The organism is Shewanella sp. SP1S2-4 (assembly GCF_031932075.1).
In the GTDB taxonomy this organism is placed as follows: Bacteria; Pseudomonadota; Gammaproteobacteria; order Enterobacterales; family Shewanellaceae; genus Shewanella; species Shewanella baltica.
This window is the reverse complement of the sequence record NZ_JAUOET010000001.1, coordinates 460565-486681: the sequence shown is the minus strand read 5'-3', so window position 1 is coordinate 486681 and position 26117 is coordinate 460565. Positions and strand designations below refer to the sequence as shown.

General features: G+C 42.3%; 23 protein-coding genes. 18 read left to right on the top strand and 5 right to left on the bottom strand.

Annotated elements, in window-relative coordinates; all coding sequences use genetic code 11:
- Positions 1–22: 22 nt before the first annotated feature.
- Entirely contained in the window at positions 23–1465 is a 1443-nt protein-coding gene (locus tag Q4Q52_RS02130; protein ID WP_012088521.1) for a sodium:alanine symporter family protein, read from the top strand.
- A 129-nt stretch (positions 1466–1594) separates the two neighbouring features.
- On the top strand, positions 1595–2368 hold the full coding sequence (yaaA, locus tag Q4Q52_RS02125) for a peroxide stress protein YaaA (protein ID WP_126491355.1): 774 nt from the start codon (positions 1595–1597) through the stop codon (positions 2366–2368).
- A gap of 71 nt (positions 2369–2439) precedes the next feature.
- Here the strand turns inward: yaaA and Q4Q52_RS02120 are convergent, their stop codons facing one another.
- Positions 2440–3846: a M28 family metallopeptidase gene (locus Q4Q52_RS02120; protein ID WP_311989721.1), complete on the bottom strand. Its 1407-nt coding sequence runs from the start codon at positions 3844–3846 to the stop codon at positions 2440–2442.
- A 136-nt stretch (positions 3847–3982) separates the two neighbouring features.
- Between Q4Q52_RS02120 and Q4Q52_RS02115 the strand changes: the two genes are divergently transcribed.
- Positions 3983–4279 (top strand): metalloregulator ArsR/SmtB family transcription factor, encoded by a 297-nt coding sequence (locus Q4Q52_RS02115; RefSeq protein ID WP_006084975.1) that lies wholly within the window; start codon positions 3983–3985, stop codon positions 4277–4279.
- A gap of 63 nt (positions 4280–4342) precedes the next feature.
- Here Q4Q52_RS02115 and rpsT read toward each other — a convergent pair whose 3' ends face one another.
- Complete coding sequence (rpsT, locus tag Q4Q52_RS02110) at positions 4343–4609, bottom strand: 30S ribosomal protein S20 (RefSeq protein ID WP_006080633.1); 267 nt, start codon at positions 4607–4609, stop codon at positions 4343–4345.
- Positions 4610–4861: 252 nt separating this feature from the next.
- Between rpsT and murJ the strand changes: the two genes are divergently transcribed.
- The 12 genes from murJ (at position 4862) to Q4Q52_RS02050 (ending at position 18628) form a co-directional block, all read left to right on the top strand.
- On the top strand, positions 4862–6421 hold the full coding sequence (gene murJ, locus Q4Q52_RS02105) for a murein biosynthesis integral membrane protein MurJ (RefSeq protein WP_311989720.1): 1560 nt from the start codon (positions 4862–4864) through the stop codon (positions 6419–6421).
- A 65-nt stretch (positions 6422–6486) separates the two neighbouring features.
- The gene (ribF, locus tag Q4Q52_RS02100; protein ID WP_006084977.1) at positions 6487–7422 is read left to right on the top strand and encodes a bifunctional riboflavin kinase/FAD synthetase; all 936 of its coding nucleotides are present in this window, start codon (positions 6487–6489) and stop codon (positions 7420–7422) included.
- 32 nt (positions 7423–7454) lie between these two features.
- Positions 7455–10277 carry an isoleucine--tRNA ligase gene (gene ileS, locus Q4Q52_RS02095; protein ID WP_311989719.1) on the top strand — a complete coding sequence of 941 codons (2823 nt, stop codon included), beginning with the start codon at positions 7455–7457 and terminating at the stop codon, positions 10275–10277.
- Positions 10278–10286: 9 nt separating this feature from the next.
- Positions 10287–10802, top strand: a complete 516-nt coding sequence (lspA, locus tag Q4Q52_RS02090; protein ID WP_311900381.1) for a signal peptidase II — start codon at positions 10287–10289, stop codon at positions 10800–10802.
- Positions 10799–11221, top strand: a complete 423-nt coding sequence (gene fkpB / locus Q4Q52_RS02085) for an FKBP-type peptidyl-prolyl cis-trans isomerase (RefSeq protein ID WP_311900379.1) — start codon at positions 10799–10801, stop codon at positions 11219–11221. The genes lspA and fkpB overlap by 4 nt, the downstream gene beginning before the upstream one ends.
- Before the next feature lie 28 nt (positions 11222–11249).
- Positions 11250–12179, top strand: coding sequence for a 4-hydroxy-3-methylbut-2-enyl diphosphate reductase (gene ispH, locus Q4Q52_RS02080; RefSeq protein WP_170927454.1), 930 nt, complete (start codon positions 11250–11252; stop codon positions 12177–12179).
- A gap of 184 nt (positions 12180–12363) precedes the next feature.
- On the top strand, positions 12364–12969 hold the full coding sequence (gene pilV, locus Q4Q52_RS02075; RefSeq protein ID WP_311989718.1) for a type IV pilus modification protein PilV: 606 nt from the start codon (positions 12364–12366) through the stop codon (positions 12967–12969).
- A gap of 23 nt (positions 12970–12992) precedes the next feature.
- Complete coding sequence (locus tag Q4Q52_RS02070; protein ID WP_106651781.1) at positions 12993–13976, top strand: PilW family protein; 984 nt, start codon at positions 12993–12995, stop codon at positions 13974–13976.
- A 12-nt stretch (positions 13977–13988) separates the two neighbouring features.
- On the top strand, positions 13989–14420 hold the full coding sequence (locus Q4Q52_RS02065; protein ID WP_107946753.1) for a PilX N-terminal domain-containing pilus assembly protein: 432 nt from the start codon (positions 13989–13991) through the stop codon (positions 14418–14420).
- Positions 14421–14422: 2 nt separating this feature from the next.
- Positions 14423–17932, top strand: a complete 3510-nt coding sequence (locus Q4Q52_RS02060; RefSeq protein ID WP_311989717.1) for a PilC/PilY family type IV pilus protein — start codon at positions 14423–14425, stop codon at positions 17930–17932.
- Positions 17933–17939: 7 nt separating this feature from the next.
- A complete protein-coding gene (locus Q4Q52_RS02055; protein WP_311989716.1) occupies positions 17940–18332 on the top strand; it encodes a type IV pilin protein in 393 nt (130 codons plus the stop codon).
- Positions 18329–18628 carry a TapY2 family type IVa secretion system protein gene (locus Q4Q52_RS02050; RefSeq protein ID WP_107946755.1) on the top strand — a complete coding sequence of 100 codons (300 nt, stop codon included), beginning with the start codon at positions 18329–18331 and terminating at the stop codon, positions 18626–18628. Before Q4Q52_RS02055 ends, Q4Q52_RS02050 begins: the two co-directional genes overlap by 4 nt.
- Before the next feature lie 4 nt (positions 18629–18632).
- Here the strand turns inward: Q4Q52_RS02050 and Q4Q52_RS02045 are convergent, their stop codons facing one another.
- Both Q4Q52_RS02045 and Q4Q52_RS02040 read right to left on the bottom strand, forming a co-directional pair.
- Entirely contained in the window at positions 18633–19160 is a 528-nt protein-coding gene (locus Q4Q52_RS02045; RefSeq protein ID WP_107946756.1) for a GspH/FimT family pseudopilin, read from the bottom strand.
- A 179-nt stretch (positions 19161–19339) separates the two neighbouring features.
- A complete protein-coding gene (locus Q4Q52_RS02040; protein WP_311891139.1) occupies positions 19340–19852 on the bottom strand; it encodes a GspH/FimT family pseudopilin in 513 nt (170 codons plus the stop codon).
- A 237-nt stretch (positions 19853–20089) separates the two neighbouring features.
- Here Q4Q52_RS02040 and glnB point away from each other — a divergent pair, with 237 nt between their 5' ends.
- Together glnB and Q4Q52_RS02030 are read left to right on the top strand one after the other, a co-directional pair.
- On the top strand, positions 20090–20428 hold the full coding sequence (glnB, locus tag Q4Q52_RS02035) for a nitrogen regulatory protein P-II (protein WP_012088533.1): 339 nt from the start codon (positions 20090–20092) through the stop codon (positions 20426–20428).
- 185 nt (positions 20429–20613) lie between these two features.
- Positions 20614–21903 carry an NAD(P)/FAD-dependent oxidoreductase gene (locus tag Q4Q52_RS02030; protein ID WP_311989715.1) on the top strand — a complete coding sequence of 430 codons (1290 nt, stop codon included), beginning with the start codon at positions 20614–20616 and terminating at the stop codon, positions 21901–21903.
- 49 nt (positions 21904–21952) lie between these two features.
- On the opposite strand, the gene Q4Q52_RS02025 is transcribed toward Q4Q52_RS02030, so the two are convergent.
- On the bottom strand, positions 21953–22969 hold the full coding sequence (locus Q4Q52_RS02025) for a LacI family DNA-binding transcriptional regulator (RefSeq protein ID WP_220592262.1): 1017 nt from the start codon (positions 22967–22969) through the stop codon (positions 21953–21955).
- Positions 22970–23397: 428 nt separating this feature from the next.
- Between Q4Q52_RS02025 and Q4Q52_RS02020 the strand changes: the two genes are divergently transcribed.
- Positions 23398–26094 carry a TonB-dependent receptor gene (locus Q4Q52_RS02020; protein ID WP_220593017.1) on the top strand — a complete coding sequence of 899 codons (2697 nt, stop codon included), beginning with the start codon at positions 23398–23400 and terminating at the stop codon, positions 26092–26094.
- Positions 26095–26117: the final 23 nt, after the last annotated feature.

Sequence of the window (26117 nt, the reverse complement as noted above, 5' to 3'; positions counted from 1 at the left end):
CTACGGGAAGAAGTAAAATAATATGTTAGAAACCATAGTTAATTTTTTGAATGCGCTACTTTGGGGTAAGTTGTTAGTATATGGACTGGTAGGAGCTGGTCTTTATTTCACCATAAGACTTGCCTTTATCCAGTTAACCCACTTTAAACATTCCATCAAAGTCATGACCATGAGTCGCCAAGGTTGCGATAGCGGTCTTTCATCATTTCAAGTCTTTTGTACCAGTATGGCGGCCCGTGTCGGTGCCGGTAATATGGCCGGTGTTGCAGTCGCTATTGGTGCTGCAGGTCCTGGTGCGGTATTTTGGATGTGGCTTATCGCTATCTTAGGTATGGCTACCGCTATGGTTGAATCAACCTTAGCGCAGGTTTACAAAGTGCGAGATCATAACGGTCAGTTCCGTGGAGGTCCTTCCTATTATATGGAAAAAGGCTTGGGTCAGCGCTGGATGGGCATTTTATTTGCCGTCTTTCTGATCATTGCCTTTGGTCTGGTATTCAACGCGGTACAAGCGAATACCATTACCGGAGCGATGGAGCGAGTATTTGGGTTTAATCCTACTTATGTCGGGATTGGACTGGTGATTGCCAGTGGATTTGTGATTGTCGGTGGCCTGCGTAAAGTCGCACGAGTCTCTGAGTTTATCGTCCCTATCATGGCATTAGCCTACATTCTCGTTGCCTTCATTATCGTTATTTTCAATCTAGATCAACTGCCTGCGATTATTAGCTTAATTGTGAAGAGTGCTTTTGGTTGGCAAGAGGCGGCTGCTGGCGGCGTGGCTTATACCGTCGCGCAGGCTATGCAAGCGGGTATTGCACGCGGACTTTTCTCAAATGAAGCGGGTATGGGCAGCGCGGCGAATGTTGCGGCAAGTGCATCGCCTAATCCGAACCATCCGGCATCCCAAGGTTTTGTCCAGATGATGGGGGTATTTGCGGATACTATCGTTATTTGTACTGCAACGGCTGCAATTATCCTGCTATCAGGGGATGTGGGTTCGAGTGACGATGGCATTCGTTTAACCATCAATGCCATGTCCTCCCATGTCGGTGACTGGGGTGGTGCGTTTATTGCAGTGGCGATTTTCTTATTCTGCTTTACCTCCATCATAGCCAATTACTCTTACGCTGAAACAAACGTAATGTTTTTAATGGGTAACAGTACCAAATTACTGCCTTTGTTCCGTTTGTGTGTATTGGGCATGGTAATGTTTGGTGCCGTGGCGAAGATAAGTCTAGTGTGGAACTTAGCCGACGTTTCTATGGGATTGATGGCGACAGTGAACATTATTGCGCTCTTACTGTTGTCAGGTTTGGCCATTCGCGTCATCAATGATTATCGCGAGCAGGTTAAAGCGGGTAAGACACCAGAGTTTGACCGCAGTAAGTTTCCTGAATTAATGGATCAACTTGATGATGACATTTGGCAAGATGCCAGTCTCAAGCCAGTTAAAAAGCCTTAGTTAACCCAAATTATCGACGACAAGTATTACTGATTGTCGTAATCGAAAAGACCACGCCGTTAAAGCGTGGTTTTTTTATGTTCGTTCAGTATCATAGACATGTCTTTTTGTTTCTGTTGGGAGTTTTTGATGTTGATATTGGTTTCGCCGGCGAAGACCTTAGATTTTGAACAGCCGCCACTGACTCAGGTGTATTCACAGCCTGATTTCTTAACTCATAGTCAGGAGTTGATCCAAGTTTGTCGGCAATTAACTCCTTCAGATATCGCGACTTTGATGAAGGTGAGCGATAAAATTGCGGGTTTAAATGCGGCGCGTTTCGGAGAGTGGCAGCCAGACTTTAGTTTAGATAATGCTAAACAGGCCATTTTTGCCTTTAGAGGAGATGTGTATACCGGTTTTGATGCTGATAGCTTATCTGAGGATGAAATCGCCCAGACTCAGTCGCAGATGCGTATTCTATCGGGTCTTTATGGTTTGCTAAGGCCGCTGGATTTAATCATGCCTTACCGTTTAGAAATGGGAACGGCGCTTTCGAATCCCAAAGGTAAAAATCTATATGAATTTTGGGGTGATACCTTAACGCAAGCGGTAAATGAAGCGCTTGCAGAAAGTGGTAGCGATATTATTGTCAATCTTGCTTCTAATGAGTATTTCAAAGCGATAAAGCCTAAAAAATTGCAAGGGCAATTAATTTCACCCGTATTTAAAGATTGTAAAAATGGTCAATATAAAGTGATCAGTTTTTTTGCTAAGCGTGCTAGGGGCATGATGGCGAGATATATCATCACCAATAAAGTGAATACGTTAGCTGAGTTAAAAGCATTTAATCTCGCGGGTTATTACTATAGTGAAGAGCAAAGTTCACCGACAAATCCAACATTTTTACGTGCAGAGCAATAGCGAAATATCGATAAGATGTTAATTGATAGAGAACAGCTTATGTTGTTCTCTCTATTATTTTTATCAACTATCTATTTTTCAGCCTGAGTGGCTAAAGGCGTTAATGTCGCAGTTGAATTTGCCATGATATAAGCAAATTGTGCGTAGGCGGCGACGTTTTGAGCCAATGCGGCGGGGTCAATCTTATCTAAGGTATCATTCGGTGTGTGATGGTAATCGAAGTAATCGTGACCATCTTGCCTTAATGATGCAACAGGTACGCCTAGGGCCGGCAACATAGACACATCAGGCCCGCCAGAAGCTTGGTTGTTGCCGAGTGCGACACCATTGAATGACATAGGGCTAAGTGCATGCTGTACCTCAGTCCATGCGTTCTCATTGACCTTAGTATCGATTTGATAGATTCGGCCCGCGCCAAAATCAGACTCTGCAGCAATGTAGTGCAATGGTAATTCGGCTTTATGCGCTTCGGCATAGGCTTTACCGCCCACAAGCCCAATTTCTTCAGCGGCATATAGCACCACTCTGACGGTACGAGCGGGTTTTACCGGAAGATCTTGAATATGCTTAGCTGCAGCTGTCACAATCGCGACACCCGCCCCATCATCAATTGCACCCGTACCTTCATCCCAAGAATCTAAATGAGCGCCAATCAATACTATTTCATTGGGCTTGCTGCTGCCTGTCACTTCGGCAATGACATTGTAAGACGTATTAAAGCCTGCATTCTTTGGTGACATCTGCAATTCAAGTAGAGCATCAGGATTGCGTTTTAGTAATGCATCGACCAAATCTGCATCGGGGTTTGACATGGCAGCAGCGGGGATCTTTGGCACGTCATCTTGATAGCGCATAACACCTGTATGGGCCATGCGGTCATGATCTGTGCCAATAGAGCGGATCACGATCGCAACTGCGCCTTTTTGCGCTGCTGCGACGGCACCTTTTGAGCGGCCGCCAACGCTTTTGCCATAACCTTCACCAGTAATGTGGCGTTCAGTTTTTTGGTCAATAAACGCAATCTTACCTTGCACGTCTTCAGGCTTGGCTTGTTGTAGTGCCTCTAGGCTATCAAAACGTGCGATTTTAGCCTGTAAACCACCTGCTGGTGTCGCAACGCTGCCGCCAAGCGCAGTAATGACCAGCGGCTGCTCGACTGGGAAGGTTATTTTGGCTTTGGCTTCACCGCGCTCCCAAATGGGCACTTGTACTGGTTCTTTATAAACGCGGTCAAATCCAAGGCTTGTCAGTTTCTCCATCGCCCAGTTAACGGCGATGATATCTTTTGGGCTACCAGCAAGTCTTGGGCCCACTTCAACCGTGAGCGATTCGACTATGTCATAGCCTAATTGTGAAGCTAATGCCGTCTGTTGTAATTTTATGGCTTCACTTGTCGTGGCGGTTTCTACTTGAGTTTGGCACGCACTTAAGCTCCCAATTAAAAGACTAGAGAGAAGTGCAGTTTGATAGGGCTTCATTAGATTTCCTTTATTTTTATTAAGCATGTCCCATTTTTAAAAACAATCTAGCAAAAAGTGTGCTTTATGTCCCGACTATATCCGTAAGGCAACGCTATATTAGCGCAGGGGTTAGTTTTAGGAGAGAAAGTGCGTAATGAATATTGAATTAATGCAGGAGCGAGCCGATCATGCGGTAGTGCTATTAAAGGCACTTGCGAACGAACGCCGTTTATTTATTCTTTGTTATTTATTGAATGAAGGAGAAATGTGCGTTGGCGAAATGAATAAAAAATTAGGCTTAAGTCAATCGGCACTATCACAACATCTTGCTTGGTTACGCAAAGATAATTTAGTAACCACACGCAAAGAAGCGCAAACGGTATTTTATTCACTCAAGAGTGATGAAGTTCGGGAGATGATCCACTTATTGAACAACATTTATTGTCATTAATAGTGTTTTTCAGATATAAAAAAACCGGCAATTGCCGGTTTTTTTCATTTGCTATTTTATAGATTAAGCAGCGATTGCTTTGATCTTAGCGTTCAAACGTGCCTTTTGACGTGCGGCTTTATTCTTGTGAATAAGACCTTTAGTCGCCATACGGTCAACGATTGGTTGTGCAACAGCAAAAGCTTCTGCTGCTGTTTTGTGATCGCCTGCTTTAATTGCAGCGATTACTTTTTTAACGTATGTACGTAACATTGAGCGACGGCTGGCGTTATGCTGACGACGCTTTTCAGATTGAAGCGCGCGCTTCTTTGCAGACTTGCTATTAGCCAAGGTGCAACTCCTAAAAACTGGATTTGATACTTTTAAAGGCCGAGGAATATGCCTGCATTTAGTCACTTTGTCAATGACTATGATTGAATATTCATCATAAAGATAAATTAATCCAACCTGCCTTGGCTATCTTCGACCCAACTCGTGTAATATGTGGCGCAATTCTAGCAGCTATTACCGCAGTGTGACAGAGCCTGAATCGATTTTTTGAGATGTATCACCTAATCAATTCGATATGGGTCTGGGGGACGTTTGAGTAGAAAATTATTAAAATCTGGTCTGATTGTTAGTGCTATGACATTGATATCCCGTGTGTTAGGTCTTGTTCGGGACGTCGTTGTTGCTAACTTGATGGGGGCTGGGACAAGTGCCGATGTGTTTTTCTTCGCCAATAAAATTCCTAACTTTTTACGTCGTTTGTTTGCTGAAGGGGCTTTTGCACAAGCCTTTGTGCCTGTTTTAACTGAGTACCAAGAGAAACATACCGCGGAAGAAACCCGTGACTTGCTGAGTAAAGTCGCTGGCACATTAGGTTTGCTGGTGACGATTGTGACGCTTGTGGGCGTGGTGGCTTCGCCTGTGTTATCAGCCTTATTCGGCGGTGGTTGGTTTATCGCTTGGCTTAACAATGAGCCCGACGGCGCTAAATTTGAACTCGCCACCGTAGTGCTTAAAATTACTTTCCCTTACCTGTGGTTTATTACCTTTACCGCATTGGCTGGATCGATTTTAAACACCCGAGGCCGATTTGCCGTCTCGGCGTTTACCCCAGTATTCCTTAATGTGGCGATTATTTCCGCGGCCATATTTTTTGCGCCAACATCGACTCAACCCGAAATCACCCTTGCTTGGGGCGTTTTTTGTGGTGGATTAATCCAGTTTTTATTTCAAATCCCTTTTTTGCTGCGTGAAAAAGCACTCGTTAAACCTTCTTGGGGCTGGCACCACCCAGGCGTGGTGAAAATCAGAACCTTGATGATCCCGGCGCTATTTGGCGTGTCGGTTTCGCAGATTAACCTGTTATTTGATACCTTTATCGCCAGTTTTTTGATGACGGGCTCGATAAGCTGGCTCTACTATGCTGACCGTTTATTGGAGTTTCCCCTAGGATTGTTTGGGATCGCGATTGGTACTGTTATTTTGCCTGCGCTGTCACGAAACCATGTGAATGCTGAAGGTGCGGGCTTTGGCTTGACGATGGATTGGGGGGTTAAAGCGATTCTGCTGCTAGGTCTTCCTGCCATGATGGGGTTAATAATCCTCGCAAAACCTATGTTGATGGTGTTGTTTATGCGCGGCGCTTTTTCGATGCATGATGTTGAAATGGCTTCTTATAGTTTAATGGCTTACGGTAGTGGTTTACTCAGTTTTATGCTGATTAAAGTACTCGCACCAGGTTATTACTCCCGCCAAGATACCAAAACCCCTGTGCGTTATGGCATTATCGCCATGATCACCAATATGGGCTTTAACTTATTGTTTGCTATTCCTTTTGGATATGTTGGATTGGCGATTGCGACTTCAATGTCAGCATTGCTCAACGCCACTTTACTTTATCGAGGATTGCATTTAGCCGGCGTTTATCGCGTTTCTAGGCCGACTATGGTGTTTTTTGCTAAAGCCGTGGTCTCTACCGCCTTGATGGTGGTAGTCTTGTATTACTTTTTACCTTCGCAACAAATTTGGTTAGATTGGCATTTGTTCGAGCGTGCAAAAGCCTTGATAGGCTTGATTTTAGCGGGGGCAGTTAGTTACTTGTTGGGACTGCTTTTGCTCGGAATTCGTCCTTGGTCCATTAAACGGGGAGTTTGATTGCTGATTCTCATCGCTAGCTGTTATATAATCAGCCGATTTGCGCTTGGCAGTTGTCTAAAGTTATGGAATTAATCCGCGGTATACATAACATTTTGTCATCCCACCACGGGTGTGTATTGACTATAGGTAATTTTGACGGCGTCCATCGTGGTCATGCACAAGTGATTGCGAACTTAGTGCAGAAGGCGAAGCAGTTATCGCTGCCATCTACGTTGATGACGTTTGAACCTCAGCCGCAGGAATTATTTAGCGGCGACAATGCGCCAGCTCGTTTAAGTTTATTACGTGATAAAGTCATGTTGCTCGATGAACTTGGGGTTGAACGGTTAGTGTGTGTTAACTTTAATCGCACTTTTGCCAATCAACCTGCTGAGCATTTTATTGAAGAATTGTTGGTCCGCAAACTCGGTGTTAAATACCTAGTGGTCGGCGATGATTTTTGTTTTGGTCAGGGCCGTAAAGGCAATTTTGAGATGCTTGTGCAGGCAGGTATTCAATATGGCTTTACTGTGGTCAGCACCCAAAGTTTTATGCTGGGCTCGCAAAGAGTGAGCTCAACCGCCGTGCGTGAACAATTGGCTAAGGGGAATCTTGAGCAAGCAAGACGCTTGCTCGGTCATCCTTTTACCTTGAGTGGTCGTGTCGCGCATGGGCAAAAAATTGGCCGCACCATTGGTTTTCCCACCGCCAATATCGCCTTAAAGCGCAATGTTGTACCTGTACGCGGTGTGTTTGCGGTCAAATGTTATTGGGATAACAGCGATATTTATGAGGGCGTAGCCAATATAGGGTTCCGCCCGACAGTGAACGGTCAAGTGTGTCAGCTTGAGGTGCATCTTTTTGATTTTGAAGGTGACATTTACGGCAAACATGTTGAGGTCGAGTTGGTGGCTAAACTCCGTGATGAGCAACCTTTTGACTCATTGGATGCGCTTAAGCAACAGATTTTAAATGATGCAAATGAAGCCAGAGCTTTATTTGGTAATGATGCAGGCTGAAATTTATCAGTTTAATTAACGGTATAGGATCAATGAGCGACTATAAATTTACTTTGAATTTGCCGGAAACAGAGTTTCCGATGCGTGGTAATTTGGCAAATCGCGAGCCAGAGATGTTAGAGCGCTGGACAAAAGACGGTTTGTATCAGCAGGTCCGTGATAGCCGAATTGGCCGTACTCCCTTCATTTTGCATGACGGCCCACCGTATGCAAATGGCAGTATTCATATTGGTCACTCAGTTAATAAAATCCTCAAGGACATTATTATTAAGTCAAAAACCCTATCTGGTTTTGACGCACCGTATGTGCCAGGTTGGGATTGCCACGGATTACCTATCGAGCTGAAAGTTGAGCAAAAAGTGGGTAAGCCAGGTCAAAAAATCTCTGCGGCAGAATTCCGCGAAGAATGCCGTAAATACGCAGCTGAGCAAGTTAACGGTCAACGTGAAGACTTTATCCGTTTAGGCGTATTGGGCGACTGGCAAAATCCGTACCTGACAATGGATTTTTCAACCGAAGCTAATATTGTGCGTTCTTTATCGAAAGTGATTGAGAGTGGTCACTTGCATAAAGGCGTTAAGCCAGTGCATTGGTGTACTGATTGCGGTTCTGCTTTAGCTGAAGCTGAAGTGGAATACGAAGACAAAACATCACCTGCTATCGATGTGGCGTTTGTGGCTGCCGATAGCAAAGCTGTTGCGGCTAAGTTTGGGGTAAGCGATTACTCACATCCTGTTTCTATGGTGATTTGGACTACCACGCCATGGACTCTGCCTGCGAACCGTGCCTTGTCTTTAAGCCCAGAGTTAGATTACAGCTTAGTTGAATTCGAAAAAGACGGTGTTACGCAAGCGCTTATTTTAGCTGAAGTATTAGTTGAGTCTTGCCTGACTCGCTATAACGTGGAAAGCCATACCGTGCTTGGCTCTGCCAAAGGCGCAGCGTTTGAGCTTGTCCGCTTTAATCACCCATTCTTAGATTTTGATGTTCCGGCGATTTTAGGCGATCACGTTACGACGGATGCGGGTACTGGTATCGTTCATACTGCCCCAGGTCACGGTCAAGACGACTTTGTGGTTGGTCAAAAATACGGTTTAGAAGTGGCAAATCCTGTTGGCGACAACGGTGTGTACAAGCCTGATACTGAGTATTTTGCTGGCCAACATGTCTTTAAAGCCAACGATAACGTTGTTGCTTTACTGAGAGAAAAGAGCGCCTTGCTGAATCACGTGGCTTACCGCCATAGCTACCCACATTGCTGGCGTCACAAAACACCGATCATCTTCCGTGCAACGCCGCAGTGGTTTATCTCTATGGATAACTATGGTCTGCGTACGCAAGCATTGAAAGAAATCGAACAGACTCAATGGATCCCTGATTGGGGTCAAAGTCGTATCGAAAAAATGGTTGAAAACCGCCCTGACTGGTGCATTTCACGCCAACGTACTTGGGGTGTGCCTATCACGTTGTTTGTGAATCGTGAAACCGAAGAGTTGCACCCAGATAGCGTGTCGCTAATGGAACGCGTGGCTAATCGTATCGAACAGCAAGGTATTCAAGCTTGGTGGGATCTCGATGCCGCCGAATTGTTGGGTGATGAAGCTGAGCAATATCGTAAAGTCACTGATACTCTGGACGTTTGGTATGACTCAGGTTCAACCTTCTCGTCAGTGGTTGCGGCTCGTCCTGAATTCCACGGACACGGCGTTGACTTGTATCTTGAAGGTAGCGACCAACATCGCGGCTGGTTTATGTCATCTTTGATGATTTCAACCGCTATGAATGGCAAAGCACCTTATAAGCAAGTACTGACTCACGGTTTTACCGTCGATGGTAAAGGCCGCAAGATGTCAAAATCTATCGGTAACGTGATTGCGCCGCAAACGGTAACCAACAAATTAGGCGCCGATATTCTGCGTTTATGGGTTGCGGCAACAGATTACAGCGGTGAGATGACGGTTTCTGACGAAATCTTAAATCGTAGCGCCGATGCCTATCGTCGTATTCGTAACACTGCCCGCTTCCTATTAGCCAACTTGAACGGTTTCGATCCTGCTAAGGATTTAGTTGCTGTTGAAGATATGGTGGCGTTAGACCGTTGGGTTGTGCGCCGCGCTGCTGCGCTGCAACAGGAAATTATTGAAGCCTATGAACAATATAACTTCCATATTGTGACTCAAAAACTGATGCAGTTCTGCTCGGTTGAGTTAGGCAGTTTCTATTTGGACATCATTAAAGATCGCCAATACACGGCTAAGCAAGAAGGTCATGCGCGTCGCAGCTGTCAATCGGCTCTGTATTTGATCTCTGAGGCCATGGTGCGTTGGATTGCACCAATTCTAAGCTTCACTGCTGACGAAGTATGGCAATTATTGCCTGGCGAGCGTGATGCTTATGTCTTTACCCAAGAATGGTATCAAGGCCTGAAATCAGTCACCTTAGCGACGGATTTGAGCGACGATTATTGGCAGCAACTGCTGACCGTGCGTAACGAAGTCAATAAAGTGATTGAACAAGCGCGTCGTGATAAACGTATTGGTGGTTCATTAGAAGCGGAAGTGACCTTGTTTGCCGATGCAGCTTTGACTGAACAATTAACCCATATCGGTGATGAGCTCCGATTTGTGTTATTGACCTCTGAAGCCAAAGTCTTGCCTTTAGCGGATGCGACATCGGAAGCGGTTGAAACTGAGCTTGAATCACTGAAACTAGTCGTTGCATCAAGTACTGCACAGAAGTGTGAGCGTTGTTGGCACCACAGAGAAGAGGTTGGCACCATTGAGGCCCACCCAACACTCTGTACTCGCTGCGTAACAAACATTGAAGGCGACGGCGAAGTTCGTCTGTTTGCGTAAAGGATCTGTATGCCATTAACTTGGAAAGACAGTGGCTTACGTTGGTATTGGGTAGCTGTATTGGTGTTTTTCGCCGATCAGCTATCTAAACAATGGGTCTTAGCCAATTTTGATTTGTATGAATCAGTGAATTTATTGCCTTCCTTTAATTTCACTTATGTACGTAACTACGGGGCGGCCTTTAGTTTTTTGAGTGACGCCGGTGGTTGGCAGCGTTGGTTATTTACGATTGTAGCGGTTGGATTCAGTACTTTATTAACAGTGTGGTTGCGTAAGCAATCTGCTTCTTTGTTGAAACTGAATCTGGCTTACACCTTAGTGATTGGTGGTGCTCTCGGTAATTTAGTCGACAGATTAATGCACGGTTTTGTGGTTGATTTTATCGACTTTTTTTGGGGTAAAAGCCACTACCCAGCTTTCAATATCGCTGATTCGGCGATTTGTATTGGTGCTGCGTTGATCATTTGGGATGCATTTTTAAGCGGTAAATCTGAAACAGATAGCGCCGAAGGGGTTAAGAAGTGACTGTGACGCGATCTTTACTATGCCATATGAACATTGTGCTTTCTGATGGTTCAACCGCAGACAGCACTAAAGCTTCGGGTAAACCAGCTCGATTAAATGTGGGCGACAGTACGTTAAGTCCTGCATTTGAGGCACAATTGGCAACACTTGCTGAAGGCGATAAACACAGTTTTACCCTTGAAGCGATTGATGCCTTTGGTGAATCAAATCCTGATGCTATTCACTATCTAGACAGAAGCCGTTTTCCGGCAGACATGAGTTTAGAAGCTGGCGTGATTGTCAGTTTTGCAGGCCCTGGTGGCAGTGAAATCCCGGGGATTGTCCGTGATGTCGCGGGTGATTCCATCACAGTCGATCTGAATCATCCTCTGGCAGGGCACAAGATCACTTTTGAACTGGACGTAGTAAAGGTACTTTAAGATGAAACTCGATCCTACCAGCCCAAGTTTGAATATTATGCTCGCAAACCCACGCGGTTTTTGTGCGGGTGTTGATCGTGCTATCAGTATTGTCGAACGGGCGTTGGAATTGTTTTCACCGCCTATCTATGTTCGCCATGAAGTCGTACATAATCGCTATGTCGTGCAGAATCTGAAGGATCGCGGTGCGGTTTTTGTCGAAGAGTTAGATCAAGTGCCGGATAACAACATTGTTATCTTCAGTGCTCATGGTGTATCCCAAGCTGTGAGACAAGAAGCAAAGGCGAGAGGGTTGAGAGTTTTTGATGCGACTTGTCCCTTAGTCACCAAAGTACATCTTCAAGTGACGCGAGCAAGCCGTAAAGGTATTGAGTGCATTCTGATTGGACATGAAGGCCACCCTGAGGTAGAGGGGACTATGGGTCAATACGATAATCCTAACGGCGGCGTTTATTTAATTGAATCGCCTGCCGATGTGGATGCGCTAGAAGTGCGCGACCCTAATAATCTCTGCTTTGTGACCCAAACAACCTTATCAGTCGATGATACGTTAGACATTATTGCCGCGTTGCAAAAAAGGTTTCCTTCAATTGAAGGACCTCGCAAGGACGATATTTGTTATGCGACTCAAAATCGTCAAGATGCAGTACGTAATCTGTCTGCAGATGTGGATTTGTTGATTGTTGTCGGATCAAAAAACAGCTCTAACTCTAATCGGTTACGCGAGCTCGCATTGAAGACGGGAACCCAGTCTTACCTGGTAGATACTGCTGACGATGTTGAATCTAGCTGGTTCGATAATGTTTCGCGTGTTGCTGTTACCGCAGGTGCTTCTGCACCTGAGGTCCTAGTTCAACAAGTTGTCCAAGCAATTGCGAAACTTGCGCCTAGTGTGGTAACTGAGGTCGAAGGCCGTAAGGAAGACACTGTCTTTGCGGTGCCTGCTGAACTACGCTAAATCTATGTGCTGTTAAGTTATTAATAAAAAAGAGGCGCTAAGCCTCTTTTTTATTGCCTCAAATTCATTCAAGGCATAATGATATCAATGCTTATATGCTATTGTTACTGGCTACTTACATTTTACTCATCTATTATTAACTGTTGGTGTTTTTTGTCGTAAGACTAAGATTTTAAAAGGGTAAATGGCTGAAAAGCTTGTCAAAAATATGGCTAAATTCGAACGATTGACACAAAAGGAATTTAAACGAGGCTTCTCATTAATTGAGGTGCTTGTTGCATTAGTGATTTTAGTCATTGGCTTAATCGGTATTTTTAATTTACATATCGTTGCAAAGCGTGGCAGCTTCGAGTCATTTCAGCAAACCCAAGCCTCTTATTATATCGATGATATTATTAATCGAATGAGATTAAATCGAGGGCAGCTAGCGAATTATGTTGGCACCTATAAAGGTAATTTAACTGCTCCGGAGAAGATTTGTGATGTTGGGGTCGGGCATGACGTAAATGACGTATGCTCAGATGTTCAGACTTCAGCTTCTGATTTGTATCAGTGGGAGCAGTTGTTTCTTGGTGCTTCAGAACAAGTTGGTGGTCATAATGTTGGCGGGTTAGATCTACCAACCGCTTGTATCAAGGCATCTTTAGCTGGAGAGGTTACAGTTGTCATGAGTTGGCGAGGTATTCGAGCACTGAGTGACGGTGCAGCCAAAGCCAATTCATTCGTACAATCTTGTGGTACGAGTAGCGATCGTCGACGAGTTTTGACTATTACGACAATAATCCTTTAGGTGGAGTTGATTAAGTGAAGTTAATGCGTAAAGGCTTATCAAATCATGCTGGTTTCTCATTGGTCGAGTTAATGGTAGCCATGATCATTGGGTTATTTTTAACTCTGGGTGTATTTACCATGTTTAGTATGTCCTCCTCTAATGTCACCACTACGAGTCAATTTAATCAGTTGCAAGAAAATGGGCGTATCGCCTTAGCACTTATGGAAAGGGATATTAGCCAGTTAGGTTTCATGGGGGATATTACTGGCACAGAGTTGGTTAGAGGTGTAAATACAACATTGTTGGCTGCCATTATCCCTACTGGAGATGATTGTATTGGTGGTGGGATTAATAATGCATCGTTTCCTAATACAACCTCAAGCCATTTTCGTAAGCTATGGGGTTATGAAGCGGGTGTTGGAACAGAAAGCTTAGCGTGTTTAACTAATGTAGTTAAGAATACCGATGTAATACAAATCAAGCGTTTATCAGGCCCGCCTACGACTAATCCCAATGATGTTAATCGATACTATATTGGTGCAACGGCAAATCAAGCAATCATTTTTAGTGGTTCGCAACCCACACCTACATTGGACAATGGAAGATTTTGGGAATATGTCCATCATGTTTATTACATTCAAAATGATGGTTCGATACCGGTACTTCGTAGACGTTTATTATTAAATGGTGGAATGAATACCTCTGGTAGTTATGAGCAGTTGGTTGAGGGTATTGAAAATATGCGGATATTGTATGGTTTTGATAATGATGGTAATGATACAGCTGATATATTTATGCCAGCACAAAATGTCACTTCACTAATGTGGGATAACGAACAGTTTCAACGTTTAGTCGCTATTCGAATATTTCTTTTAGTACGTTCGACAGATGAAGATTCAAGTTATACCAATGACACTAAATATGTATTAGGTGACAAAAAAATTGCTGCAACTCAAGATCATTTTCGACGGAAAGTAGTCTCGACAACAATAGTTCTCGAGAATCCTGTATTAATTAGACAGTAACTGGGTTAGTGAATGAAAAAGCAGAAAGGGATAGTGTTATTTTTTTCTTTGATCGTACTGATACTCATGACTGTTATCGGGGTTGCTTTGGCTGTGAATTCGACTCAGTCAATGCGAATGTCAGGCGCTGGGTCTGATCGCATTGGAGCGATGGCCTCAGCGATAGGTGCTCAAGATAAAGTAATCGTTTCTCAGCAAGGTAAAATCATGGCAAATATGTCAGCTGTTACTACAGTTAAAGATGCGGCTTTTGGTGTAATTAATACTTTTACCCCGATGGTTTCTGGTGATGTTACTTGTCAACGTAGTTCAAAAGCGAGCTCTTCAAGTTTAATTATGTGTCGTCGTGTTGAAGTGAGTAGTGAAGCAAAGTTTGGCCGAGATGACATGGGGCGGTTGACCGTCGTTGCTGGTATCGAGCAAGAAGTATTAACCGGGAGTTAATTATGTGGGCTAAAAAAATTACCGTCTCTATATTGTTTTGTTTGGTCATTCTTTCTGGGTTGAGCTTTGCGGACGATACCGAATTATATGTTTTCGAATCTACAGCACGTTCAGGTTCTCGTCCGCAAGTGTTAATTATTTTTGATACGTCAGGAAGCATGGGAACTAATGAGTATACAGATACTTTTTATCAAAGGGGCGATGTAATCACTGATAGCACAAAACTCTATTTTAGTCGCAGTAGCTCGGATGTTCCTGAGAGTAGTAGTCAACGTTTTTTCATAAACTCACTAAATGGTTGTGCTACGTCATTAGAATATTTAAAAGATTATGGCATGTTTACAGGCTTTCTACGTGAGTATAGTTTTTCTGGCCAAACGGGGAGTTGGGAGGATTTGCCTGTTGAAGGCACAAATATCCATCTTATCGACTGCTTTGAAGACATAGATTCTAAGAATATTAAAAATGCGAAAGGACAACCAACCGGATTTCCTATCGACGGCGAAGGTACTCAAGCATCTCCGGTGCCTTATGCCGTTCTAAATGCTAGCTCGACCCAAGAGCAAATTAATGTAGCAATAGATAAATCTAAGTTAACGGGTCTAGGTACAGGTCAGCCTGTTACCATTTACACCGAAAAATATATTAATTGGTATCATTCTACTAAAGCAAAAAAATATTACACTCGAATGGCAATCGCGCAACGGGTTGTGGGAGATACCATAGTTACAACTCCTGGAGTTGATTTTGGTATTGCCGTCTTTAACCGAAATAATGATGGTTCAGGTAGTGATTCAAACAATGGAGGTCGCATTATAAATGGAATAAAGCGAACTGATGAAACAACAAAGTCAACTTTACTTGATATCGTTCCGGATTTAGTCGCAGGGGGGAATACTCCATTGTGTGAAACACTCTATGAAGCTTATCGTTATTATTCTGGTGGTAATGTTTTGTATGGTTATGAAAATAGAGACCCAAAATTAAGTCCTAGTCGTGATACTTCTATTGAGAAAGATGGGAAATATAAATCACCACTATCATTGCAGAAGTGCCAGAACAAAGCTTATGTAGTATATATGACGGATGGCGAACCTACATCTGATACTGCAGCAGATGGTTATGTAAAAAACTTGCCCGGTATTAGCAGTTCTAATCGATATGAAAATAGTTATTTGGCAGCCCTTGCTGGGTGGATGAATAAAAATGATGTTAATAGTGAGATAGAAGACGTTCAAACAATCAGTACTTATACTATTGGTTTTAGCTCTGGCGCTAATGATGCTGAGCCTTTATTGAAAGAAACTGCCGCTCGAGGCGGTGGACAATACTTCGCTGCAAGAAATGCTATGCAACTACAAGCGGCACTTCAAAAGGTGTTCTCAAATATTCTTGAGGTGAATGCAAGCTTTACTTCACCATCGATCGCCAGTAATAACTTTGATCGTACTCAAACTTTCGATGCAGTTTATTACGCAATGTTTTTACCAAATAAGGGGCCTCGTTGGCAGGGGAATCTTAAAAAATTTACCGTCACAGGAAATGGTGACATAGTTGATAAAAATGGCGATAAGGCTATTGGTCTAGATGGAAACATTAAGTCTTCTGCTTGTTCAATTTGGACCGATGATGCAATTTGTGCGTCAACTAGTGCGGGGGGGGATGGTAATGATGTTGGCTTAGGTGGCGCTGCACAGGTGTTAAGAAGTACCAGTAGTCGTAAACTTTATGGTAATTTTGGTTCTGGTTTAACGGATTTTACGAAAACTAATGCTGAAAATAAAGCTGGTGGTGAAACCGCTCTGGCTAATTATATTGGCGTTGAGAAGGCGCAACTGACTAAGCTATTTGATTGGGCTAAAGGGGCAGATGTAGATGATGATGATGGTGATAACAGTGTAACAGACAAACGTAAGGATATTTTAGGTGATCCGTTACATTCTAAACCACTCGCTATTAATTTTGGTACTAAGACATCTCCTGATATCCGTATTTTAATGGGGACCAATCATGGTTTCTTACATATGTTTAAAGATGAGGGAACTGCTGTTAATGAAAGTTGGGCTTTTATGCCTTATGAGCTCTTACCAAATTTAAGAGAATTAAGAGCCAACGTTCCAACCGGCGTGCATTCTGTATACGGGTTAGACAGTCCACCCGTTGCTTATGTTAAGACCGGTTCTACATCGATTGAAAAGGCATGGGTATTTGTCGGTATGAGACGGGGCGGTAAGTCATACTATGCTCTGGATATTACGGCTCCTGACTCGCCTAAGTTTATGTGGAAGATAGATGCTGCGTCCTTAGGTATATCTGAAATGGGGCAAAGCTGGTCGGAACCGGTAATCACAACGATTCCAGGCTGGCCATCAGGAAATACTAGCCCTTCAAGTGCTAAGCCTGTATTGATATTTGGTGCTGGTTATACCCCAACAACAAAAGATGGTAGTGGAGTGGGTGAGACTGATACTGAAGGGCGTGGAGTGTTTATCGTTGATGCTGAAACTGGAACTTTAGTTCATTTCTTCGGACCAAGCTCTGGAGGGAATAGTACACTTATGCCAGGCATTACAGACAGTATTCCTAATTCAGTTGCTGTGTTAGATTCTAATGGAGACAGGCTAACGGATAGGATTTATGCTACGGATACTGGTGCTAATATTTGGCGAATTGACTTACCGAGTGCAAATCCAAAAGACTCTGTAAGGCCTTGGACAGCCTTTAAATTCGCCGACTTAGGTGGAACTACCGTCGCAACAGATAGACGTTTTTTTGCTGAGCCTGTAGTAGCCCAAACATCATTTAGTAATTTAACTGAGGTTTCAGTTACCGAAAATGGCCAAACAAAAGTAACTAAAACTTATCAGAGTATTCCATATGATGCTGTTGTTATTGGTAGTGGACATAGACCTATACCAACAGATAAGTGGCGCTCAGATATGTTTTTTACATTGCAAGATCGCAATATAGTAACCAAATCATTTAATGGGACAAAGGGTAACGAAATTCCAAATGCTTTGGTCTTAAATGATTTATATAATGTATCTTCACCACTTCCTGAAACTGAAGTTGACAACATTGCTTTTGGTAAGAAACGTGGTTGGTATTATAAATTTGGAAGTATTGGTGAGAAGAGTTTAGCTGGTGCGACAATTATTCAAGGAAGGGTATTTTTTACTTCATATGTGCCTGGTGATAACTCAGCAGAGAATCAATGTTTAGTCTCTGGATTAGGGCGACTTTATGGCTTTGACCTGCATAAAGGGACTCGCGCCTACAAATCAATCAATAATAAAGATTATCTTGAAATGGGGGAGCGAGTTCCGGATACTCCACAACTTGTTATTCCACCTAATGGAGCAAGTGAAAGCTATATGTATCTTATTGGAATTGGTGCAGCTGGTGACAAAATGGAAAAGATCGATGGCGATGACGGTTGTAAAGATGGAGATGAAAAATGTGTTGGTGGCGGCTTAGGAGTTAATAGAATTTATTATCACATTGATGAGTAACTTAAGTATGAAGCAAAGTGAAGGTTTTACGTTAATTGAGCTAATGATTGTAGTGGTTATCATAGGTATCTTAGCATCTATTGCCTATCCATCTTATACTGCGTATCTTGCTAAAGGAGCTCGCGGAGATGGAATCGCTGCAGTTATGCGTATTGTTAATCTTCAAGAGCAGTTTTATCTCGATAATCGTGAATATACTGCTGATATGGTTAAGTTGGGTTTAAAAGTGGACCCTTTTGTGGTTGAAAATCAACTTTATAAAGTGGATTCCTCCGTAAACTCTGGAGCGTTTACCGTAACTGCAACCGCTCAAGGTATTCAAGCATCTCGAGACGCGCCATGCGTGACAATATCCATGAATTCAATTGGTGAAAAAACACCTAAGGAATGTTGGAAATGAAGAATTTAACGAGTGTTGTCGTTGTTGGATTGAGTTTTGTTACTGCTCATGCAATTGCAGGTTCTTTAGATGAAACCTATAAATGTTATATTGATACCTCTAGAGGAGAGCAGATTGCTTATTTTAGTTGGCTAAAGGAGGAAGCGGACCTTAGAGCTGCAAGCCTTATATCTACAGAGGTAGGTATTCTCGATAATCAATCAGTCTATGTTAGAAATGTAATTGAGTGCATCCCTGACAATCGAGATTTTAAATCACTAATCGCAAGAGGACTTGATAGAAAGCACTTAAAATAAATCGTTAATTGCAGTTGGCTGTCGTTGCTAAGGATTGTACTCGACCAGATGAACTTATTTGTATACCTTTTGACTGAGTACTTGTTTTACTACCTGGGCAGTAAATTATTTTTCCTGTACCTAATGAACCAACGATTAGGCCTTCAGCATTAAAACTAATTGAGGATTTATCATATTCAACATAATCTTTATCATTAAAACCATCAACTACTTTGATGACTTTATCGGTTCTACCATTTGTTGAATCAAGAGTGCCAAGAGTACCATTATCAATGAAGACCTTAAATCCTTTGCTCCAATCATTGCCACAGCTAGAACCTGATAGAGGGCATATACTAACTGTATTGCCATAGCTTACTGCTTGATTGCGAGCAAATGATATTGACTCTTGTATACTTTCAATTTCAGTATTTGCTCGGATACCTTCGTAGAGTGATATCATTGATGGTACACCAATAGTCAGTAATATTGCTGCAACTGCGATAGTGACCATCAATTCCACTAATGTAAAGCCCAGCTTTTTTTTACACATATCATCATCCTCGCTTATTCTTTGTAAAGTATAAGTGAGAACGTTGCTAGTTTCAGCATAAATAGATATGTCATTTTACAATCAATCTTTTGACTTTTATGACTATAACTTTTAGAAAGATATGTTGTTTGCGATATTTTTAAAAGGTTAGTCTAATTTAATCATTTCCTGTTATTCGATTATGAGCAATTTATATTACTGTTTTTTGATAGACGTACACGTCCAGCTTGATTAACAATAACAGCTCTAGAATAAGGGCTTGTGGCTGATGAGGGACAATATTTGAGTGTTCCATTTGTACCAGATGCCAGCCCGTCAGGTTGAAACCGGATTGCCGTACGATTGTATTTAACTATGTCTTTTGAATCAAAAGCATTTGTTATATAAAGTTTTTTATCGCTGTCATCTAGTTGGTTATTACTGTTAGTATCAATAAAAACAGTTAGCCCAGCTTGCCAGTTTTGCTCACATTTCTGGTCGATAACAGCACAAACGGTTACCTTTCTATTAAGAGTAATTGCTTGGTTACGTGCAAATTGTAGCGTTTGTTGGATAATTCGTATGCTGCTATCAGCTCTATATTGGGTATAAACATCAGTTAAGGATGGCACTCCTCCAGTAAGCAAGATGGTTAAGACGGCAAGTGAAATGAGAAGTTCTATCAGGCTAAAGCCCTTTTGATGAGTGTTCATAACAAATCCCTGTTATTTTGCGCTTGCATCCCGCGAGCGAGTTTTGGCTAGAATGTAAGTATAAAGTCTAGCGCTATAGTTATAGTGCTTTTTTTAGACTTTTATGTGCTAAAAGCGATTTTGTAGAAACTGTGTTTTATGAGTAAAGTACTACATTCACTTCAATGTTGACCTAACCCCGTGTAAGCTAGTGTTATTCTGTTTGTTTATGTTATTGCAAGGGATGAGGAATTTTTAATGAAAAAAGTTGAAGCCATTATTAAGCCATTTAAATTAGACGACGTAAGAGAATCCCTTGCTGAGATTGGCATTACAGGTATGACGGTTTCTGAGGTCAAGGGTTTTGGTCGTCAGAAAGGGCATACAGAGCTCTATCGTGGTGCTGAATACATGGTGGACTTTCTGCCAAAAGTGAAAATAGAGTTAGTTATCCAGGACGATCTGCTCGATCAAGCAATTGATGTGATCGTTGAAACTGCCCGCACCGGCAAAATTGGTGATGGCAAAATTTTTGTCACTGATGTTGAACGTGTTATCCGTATTCGAACGGGTGAAGAAAACGAAGAAGCGGTATAAACTGCTGACTAACGAATCTAAAGGGCCTGTGGCCCTTTTTTGTTAGTTAAGTTGATGGAAGTACTGCTGAGTTTCTGAAATATCTTTAATGCAAAATCGTCAGTTTTACTGAACTAATGTAGTTATCTCTTATCTGTAACATGGTATAACTGAGCCTCGCAAATGAGTTTTATGAGGTTGTCATTTTGGCTACAAAAAGAATAGTGATCGTGGGCGGTGGTGCAGCTGGTTTAGCACTTGCATCTAAGTTGGGCCGTAAATGGGGCGGTAGTGATGTCGTCGATGTGTGCTTAATTGACCGAAGTCCTATTCATATTTGGAAGCCTAAATTACACGAAGTTGCTGTTGGCGTGATCGATCAATCTATTGAAGGTTTACTCTACCGCGATCATGGGCTTAAAAATGGTTACCGCTATATTCGCGGTGAGATAGAGCAGTGCGACCCTGATGCTAAATCGATTCAGTTAGCCGCCGTCTATAATGACGAAGGCGAGTTACTCTTAGAGCAGCGACAAATCGATTATGATTTTTTAGTCCTTGCTCTTGGTGGTGTTTCTAATAGTTTCAATACATTAGGAGCTGATGAACACTGCATCTTCTTAGATAGCCTTGAAAATGCCAACCTATTCCATCATAAATTACTCGACGCATTACTCCAATTAAACGAAACACAAGAAAGAGTCAGTATTGGCATTGTTGGTGCTGGTGCGACCGGTGTTGAATTAGCGGCAGAACTTCATCATGTGATTGAATCTGTTAAAGAGTATGGCTATCTGAACATTGCTAAACATCACCTTGATGTGCATTTGATTGAAGCATCACCCAAAATTCTCCCCCAATTGCCTGAGCGTGTGAGTGCTAGGGCTCAGTCTGTTCTTGATAAAATAGGTATACGTTTACATATTGGTGTTCAAGTTAAAGAAGTGACTCGTGATGGTTTTATCACTCAAGATGGTGATGTCATTAAAGCGGGCTTAAAAGTTTGGGCGGCAGGTGTAAAAGGGCCGAAAGCGTTTCAGAATTTTACTAAATTGCCCATTACGCTGCGAAATCAAGTAGAAGTTGATGATTGTATGCGAGTTAAAGGTCATCAAGATATTTATGCCCTCGGTGATTGCGCCTTATTGATCCAAAATTCCGGTCAGCCTGTCCCACCAAGGGCGCAAGCTGCAGCCCAGATGGCTGATACCTTGTTTGATAATATCGTTAATCGGTTACAAGGTAAGCCTGAAAAGGCTTTTGTTTATAAAGATTACGGCTCATTAGTGTCATTAAGCCGCTTCTCTGCAGTAGGCAATTTGATGGGAAACCTACGTTCTGGCACTTTCTTTGTAGAAGGGCATATTGCAAGATTGATGTATATATCTTTGTATCAAAGGCATTTAGCCAGTCTTTATGGTTGGTTTTCGGCAATTGTGTATCGAGTGGCGCAAAAATTATTGAAATGGCAGCGGCCAAAACTTAAATTACATTAATATCTATGTAATTTAATATGACTAAAAGAGAGCAAATATGCTCTCTTTTTTATGGTTTAGGAATAGCCGACGAGTCGCGAATGATAGGTTCAGGCGTAAAAGTCTTAGAATATATTGCATCTTGCTCGCGACGTTTTGCGATTAATAATTCCGTTGCGACTTGCGCTATTTCTGCGTTTGGCTGATGTACTGTGGTCAGTTTAGGCCAAGTTTGACGTGAGAATGGGCTATCTTCGAAACCGACAATCGATAAGTCTACAGGGATATCTAAGCCCGCTAAACGAGCCGCAAAAAGTGCACCAGCGGCAATTTCATCGTTACAAGCTACAATCGCAGTCGGACGATGTTCTAGTTTAATAAGCTTATTCGCACCGTCAACACCGGACTCAAATGAGTACTTCCCTTCAATTATGTAGTTTTCATCCAGTTCTAGGCCATTTATTGTTAATGCTTGTTTAAAACCAAGTAACCGTTCTTTGGTGGATTCATGGTGTAAATCCCCACTTAAAAAAGCAATATGCTGGTGGCCTAAGTCAATTAGATGCTGGGTGATTTCAACGGCACCAAATTTATCGTTGACTAAAATAGTCAATCCATTCTGATCCTTGTCCTTTTCGCCTGCAATAATGCGCACATAGTTAGCATCAATCTCCGTAAGCGCTTTGAGTACTTTTGGGTCTTCTGACAAGGGAGGCGTCAGTACTAATCCCGCTAGCCTAGAATATTTGACTAGTGCTGTAAGTTCATCACAAATGGTCTCTGATTTAGCATTACAAGGGTGGATGACAAGTTCATAGCCCTTGTCTTTACAGGCTGCCAAGATCCCATTTTGCATATCAATAATGTAGTATGCGTTTGGATTATCGTAAATAAAACCAATAGCATAGGATTTTGTGCCCGCAAGGTTTCTCGCTGCTAAATTAGGTTGATAGTTAAGTGCTTTTATCGCCTCGTTCACTTTGTCAACTGTGGCCTGCTTCACTGAAGGTTCGTTATTGGTGACACGGGATACTGTCTTAATAGACACTCCAGCATATTTAGCTACGTCGTTGATAGTGACTTTCATTGATGTAAAAACTCTTTGTCTAAGGTCGCGAAGGGTTAACTGTTCTATGAACGTAAATTCTTTGCCAGCAATTTACAAGCTTACATTTTTATCAGTATTTTCTTACTTATACGTCTTATAGTGCGAGCTTTTGATGTGCTTAGCAATCCTGAATTGTTACAAATTGGCGTTAATTTATCGTTGTTACAATTATGCTGGGAGTTGTAAATTTACATCATAATATTAAAGCTCATGTTTTATAATGATTTTTAATAAAACTACTGATTCAAAATTCTGCTTTATGACATTTTTTTGCTTCCATCGTTATTTTGTTGTGGCAAGGCTGTTAATTATTGTGTAATGTTTGCACTAGACATGACAGCGTTGTCATTCCATCGGGAATGGTTATGAATACTAAAACGATAATAAAGTTATGGAAGGGAAACGAGATGCGACCATCTACCTTTAAGAAAACTGTACTAGCAACAAATATTGCTGTCCTACTCGGCAGTGCTGTATCCATCAGCGCTGTCGCTGCAGATGCAGCGGCAACCGCCGCCGTACCTGAAAATATTGAAAAAATTGAAGTTCGCGGTATTCGCGCTTCAAATAAAGCCAATATCAATGAAAAACGATTTTCTAACGCAGTAGTGGATGCTGTTACTGCGGAAGATATTGGTAAATTTCCTGATTCTGATGTTGGCCAAGCTCTCGGTCGCGTCCCTGGCGTAACTGTGGGGCGTACATTTGGGCAAGGTAGTTCAGTTTCTATCCGTGGTACCGATCCTTTAATGACTCTGACCACCTTAAATGGCCAGAACGTAGCATCTACTGGTTGGTACGATCAAATGAACGTCGACCGTTCGTTTAACTATTCTATGTTACCTTCGGAACTGATTGGTGGCATGGAAGTGTACAAGTCCACTCAAGCCAATCTTGTTGAAGGTGGTATTGGTGGTACGGTTATCGTTAAAACCCGTAAGCCTCTTGATATGGACGCTAATTCTGTATTTGTTTCTGCAAAGGGCGAATATGGCACTGTAAATGAAGATATAGCACCTGAATTATCTGGTTTGTATAGCTGGAAAAATGATGACGAGACATTTGGTGTTTTAGTTGCGGGTTCATATATTGATCGTGAGTATTTAAGGACTGGTACTGAAGCAGATTTAGATTGGGGTGGACGTTCTTCTGTTCAGCCATCTAGTTTCTTGCAGCAGCAAGAGCGCACTGCGCTAGATGCAACATTACAATTCCGACCAACTGATAATTTAGAATTTGGTGCCCACATACTATCACTGAAACTCGGTGCTGATAGTATCGGCGCTAACATGTATATTGAAACCGATACAAACTGGGCAGGCTCTCCTACTGATGGCACTGCTGGACCAGGGAACACAACTAATCCGTCTGCATGTAAACAATTCAATGCAGCAGGTGTTTGTACGTTAAGTGTCACTCCTGAAAATGCGCCATCAGATGTGTTTTTCCAAAACTGGGCGCGTAAAGGTGAGATGACGTCAGATACCTTTGAGTTGAACGCTGACTATAAAGGTGATGGTTTCGCAATTTCAGGTGTTGCAGGAAGGACAAAAGCTGAAGGTGGTACTCAAATGAGTGCTAACTTTGGTTATGGTTGGTGGGGTGATAAGTTTGGCCAAGTTAAGTGGGCGGGTACTGTTGATGCTACTGGTAAACAAGTAGATATTAATGGTCGTGATATGGGCTTTACCCAAGACCAACTGGATACAACTGTTGGAACATCAACTTGGACGGGGATTAAAGGACCTAACTCTGATGAAGAAACTTATCTTCAATTAGATGTTGATTTTGACCTTGACCTAGGTGTTATCAATAAGTTTGAAACAGGTGTTCGTTACACACAACATGAGTTCGAGAAGAGCGAATACCGCGCCATCTATGATCCAACCAAAACAAATGAATTTAAAACTTCTGATCTTTACAGTGGGACAATGAAGTTAGGTTATGACGGTTGGACGATTCCTAAAGCTGACCTAGACGCTATGATTAATGCCACAGAGTCTCTGGTTGATCAATTTGCCTACAGCCGCTCAGCCTATGGTCTAATCGAAGAAGATAACCTATCTATGTATGGCATGTTCTCGTTTGATGGTGAAGGTTTCCGCGGTAACTTTGGCTTACGTTATATCCAAACTGATGTCACTTCGAGCGGCCATGTTATTGATAACTCACCAGCAGATATTTTAGCTGTTAACCAAGGTTGGAGTGAAGAACTTCATAGCGTTAAAGACAGCTATAGTGATGTCTTACCGAGCTTCAACATTTCATTCGATTTAGCTCAGGATTTGATCTTACGTATGTCCGCAGGACAAGCGATCACTCGTCCTAACTATGATAATTTATTTTTATCAGTTTCGACTGGTTATCCTGATGACAGAAAAGGCAATGAAGAGATTACTTATGGTAATCCAGGTTTACAACCAATGAAGTCTTCTCAGGCGGATTTAAGCCTTGAATACTACTATGGTGATGGTAACTTGGTTTCTGCTACATACTTTATTAAAGATATCAGTAACTTTATCGTTGCAACTACTAAGTATAATCAGCAAATTGGCGTAATTAATAATGATTTAGCGGTACCAGCTGATAACTGGACGGTTAATAATTATGAAAATGCTGGTGGTGGTGAGATCGATGGTATTGAACTGCAGTTAAACCATGCATTTGATAACGGTTTCGGTGTTAATGCGAACTATACATATGCAGATGGTAGTGCACCTTCAGAAGTTTATACTGACAACATAGGTATGTTTACCGAGTCATCAAAGCATAGTGCTAACTTAGTCGGCTACTGGGAGAATGATGATTTCTCAGCACGTGCCGCTTATAACTGGCGTTCTGAGTACATGGTTCGTGAATATGGTAAGTATTACGGCAACCGTATGCATGATGCCTTTGGTACACTCGATGTGACTTTAGGTTGGAATGTGACAGAAGCTATTGCATTACGTCTTGAAATTGTTAACTTAACAGCTGAAGATGACGTTCAATATGGTGCTGCTGGCGTAGGTACTGAAGTTAAGCCTGCGCTTCAAGATGATTTCCCTGCTTGGTCATTTAAAGGCGAAACGACATATAAACTTGGTGCTAGCTTTGTATTCTAACACTTTGTTGTAATTCAAAAGCC

Coding starts and splice junctions, on each gene's coding strand:
- Q4Q52_RS02020 (WP_220593017.1), top strand. CDS start 23,398: ATGCGACCATCTACCTTTAAGAAAACTGTACTAGCAACAAATATTGCT.
- pilV (WP_311989718.1), top strand. CDS start 12,364: ATGGCTGAAAAGCTTGTCAAAAATATGGCTAAATTCGAACGATTGACA.
- Q4Q52_RS02025 (WP_220592262.1), bottom strand. CDS start 22,969: ATGAAAGTCACTATCAACGACGTAGCTAAATATGCTGGAGTGTCTATT.
- lspA (WP_311900381.1), top strand. CDS start 10,287: ATGCCATTAACTTGGAAAGACAGTGGCTTACGTTGGTATTGGGTAGCT.
- Q4Q52_RS02050 (WP_107946755.1), top strand. CDS start 18,329: ATGAAGAATTTAACGAGTGTTGTCGTTGTTGGATTGAGTTTTGTTACT.
- Q4Q52_RS02045 (WP_107946756.1), bottom strand. CDS start 19,160: ATGTGTAAAAAAAAGCTGGGCTTTACATTAGTGGAATTGATGGTCACT.
- ribF (WP_006084977.1), top strand. CDS start 6,487: ATGGAATTAATCCGCGGTATACATAACATTTTGTCATCCCACCACGGG.
- glnB (WP_012088533.1), top strand. CDS start 20,090: ATGAAAAAAGTTGAAGCCATTATTAAGCCATTTAAATTAGACGACGTA.
- Q4Q52_RS02055 (WP_311989716.1), top strand. CDS start 17,940: ATGAAGCAAAGTGAAGGTTTTACGTTAATTGAGCTAATGATTGTAGTG.
- Q4Q52_RS02070 (WP_106651781.1), top strand. CDS start 12,993: ATGCGTAAAGGCTTATCAAATCATGCTGGTTTCTCATTGGTCGAGTTA.
- Q4Q52_RS02065 (WP_107946753.1), top strand. CDS start 13,989: ATGAAAAAGCAGAAAGGGATAGTGTTATTTTTTTCTTTGATCGTACTG.
- Q4Q52_RS02040 (WP_311891139.1), bottom strand. CDS start 19,852: ATGAACACTCATCAAAAGGGCTTTAGCCTGATAGAACTTCTCATTTCA.
- yaaA (WP_126491355.1), top strand. CDS start 1,595: ATGTTGATATTGGTTTCGCCGGCGAAGACCTTAGATTTTGAACAGCCG.
- Q4Q52_RS02120 (WP_311989721.1), bottom strand. CDS start 3,846: ATGAAGCCCTATCAAACTGCACTTCTCTCTAGTCTTTTAATTGGGAGC.
- ileS (WP_311989719.1), top strand. CDS start 7,455: ATGAGCGACTATAAATTTACTTTGAATTTGCCGGAAACAGAGTTTCCG.
- Q4Q52_RS02115 (WP_006084975.1), top strand. CDS start 3,983: ATGAATATTGAATTAATGCAGGAGCGAGCCGATCATGCGGTAGTGCTA.
- Q4Q52_RS02130 (WP_012088521.1), top strand. CDS start 23: ATGTTAGAAACCATAGTTAATTTTTTGAATGCGCTACTTTGGGGTAAG.
- Q4Q52_RS02060 (WP_311989717.1), top strand. CDS start 14,423: ATGTGGGCTAAAAAAATTACCGTCTCTATATTGTTTTGTTTGGTCATT.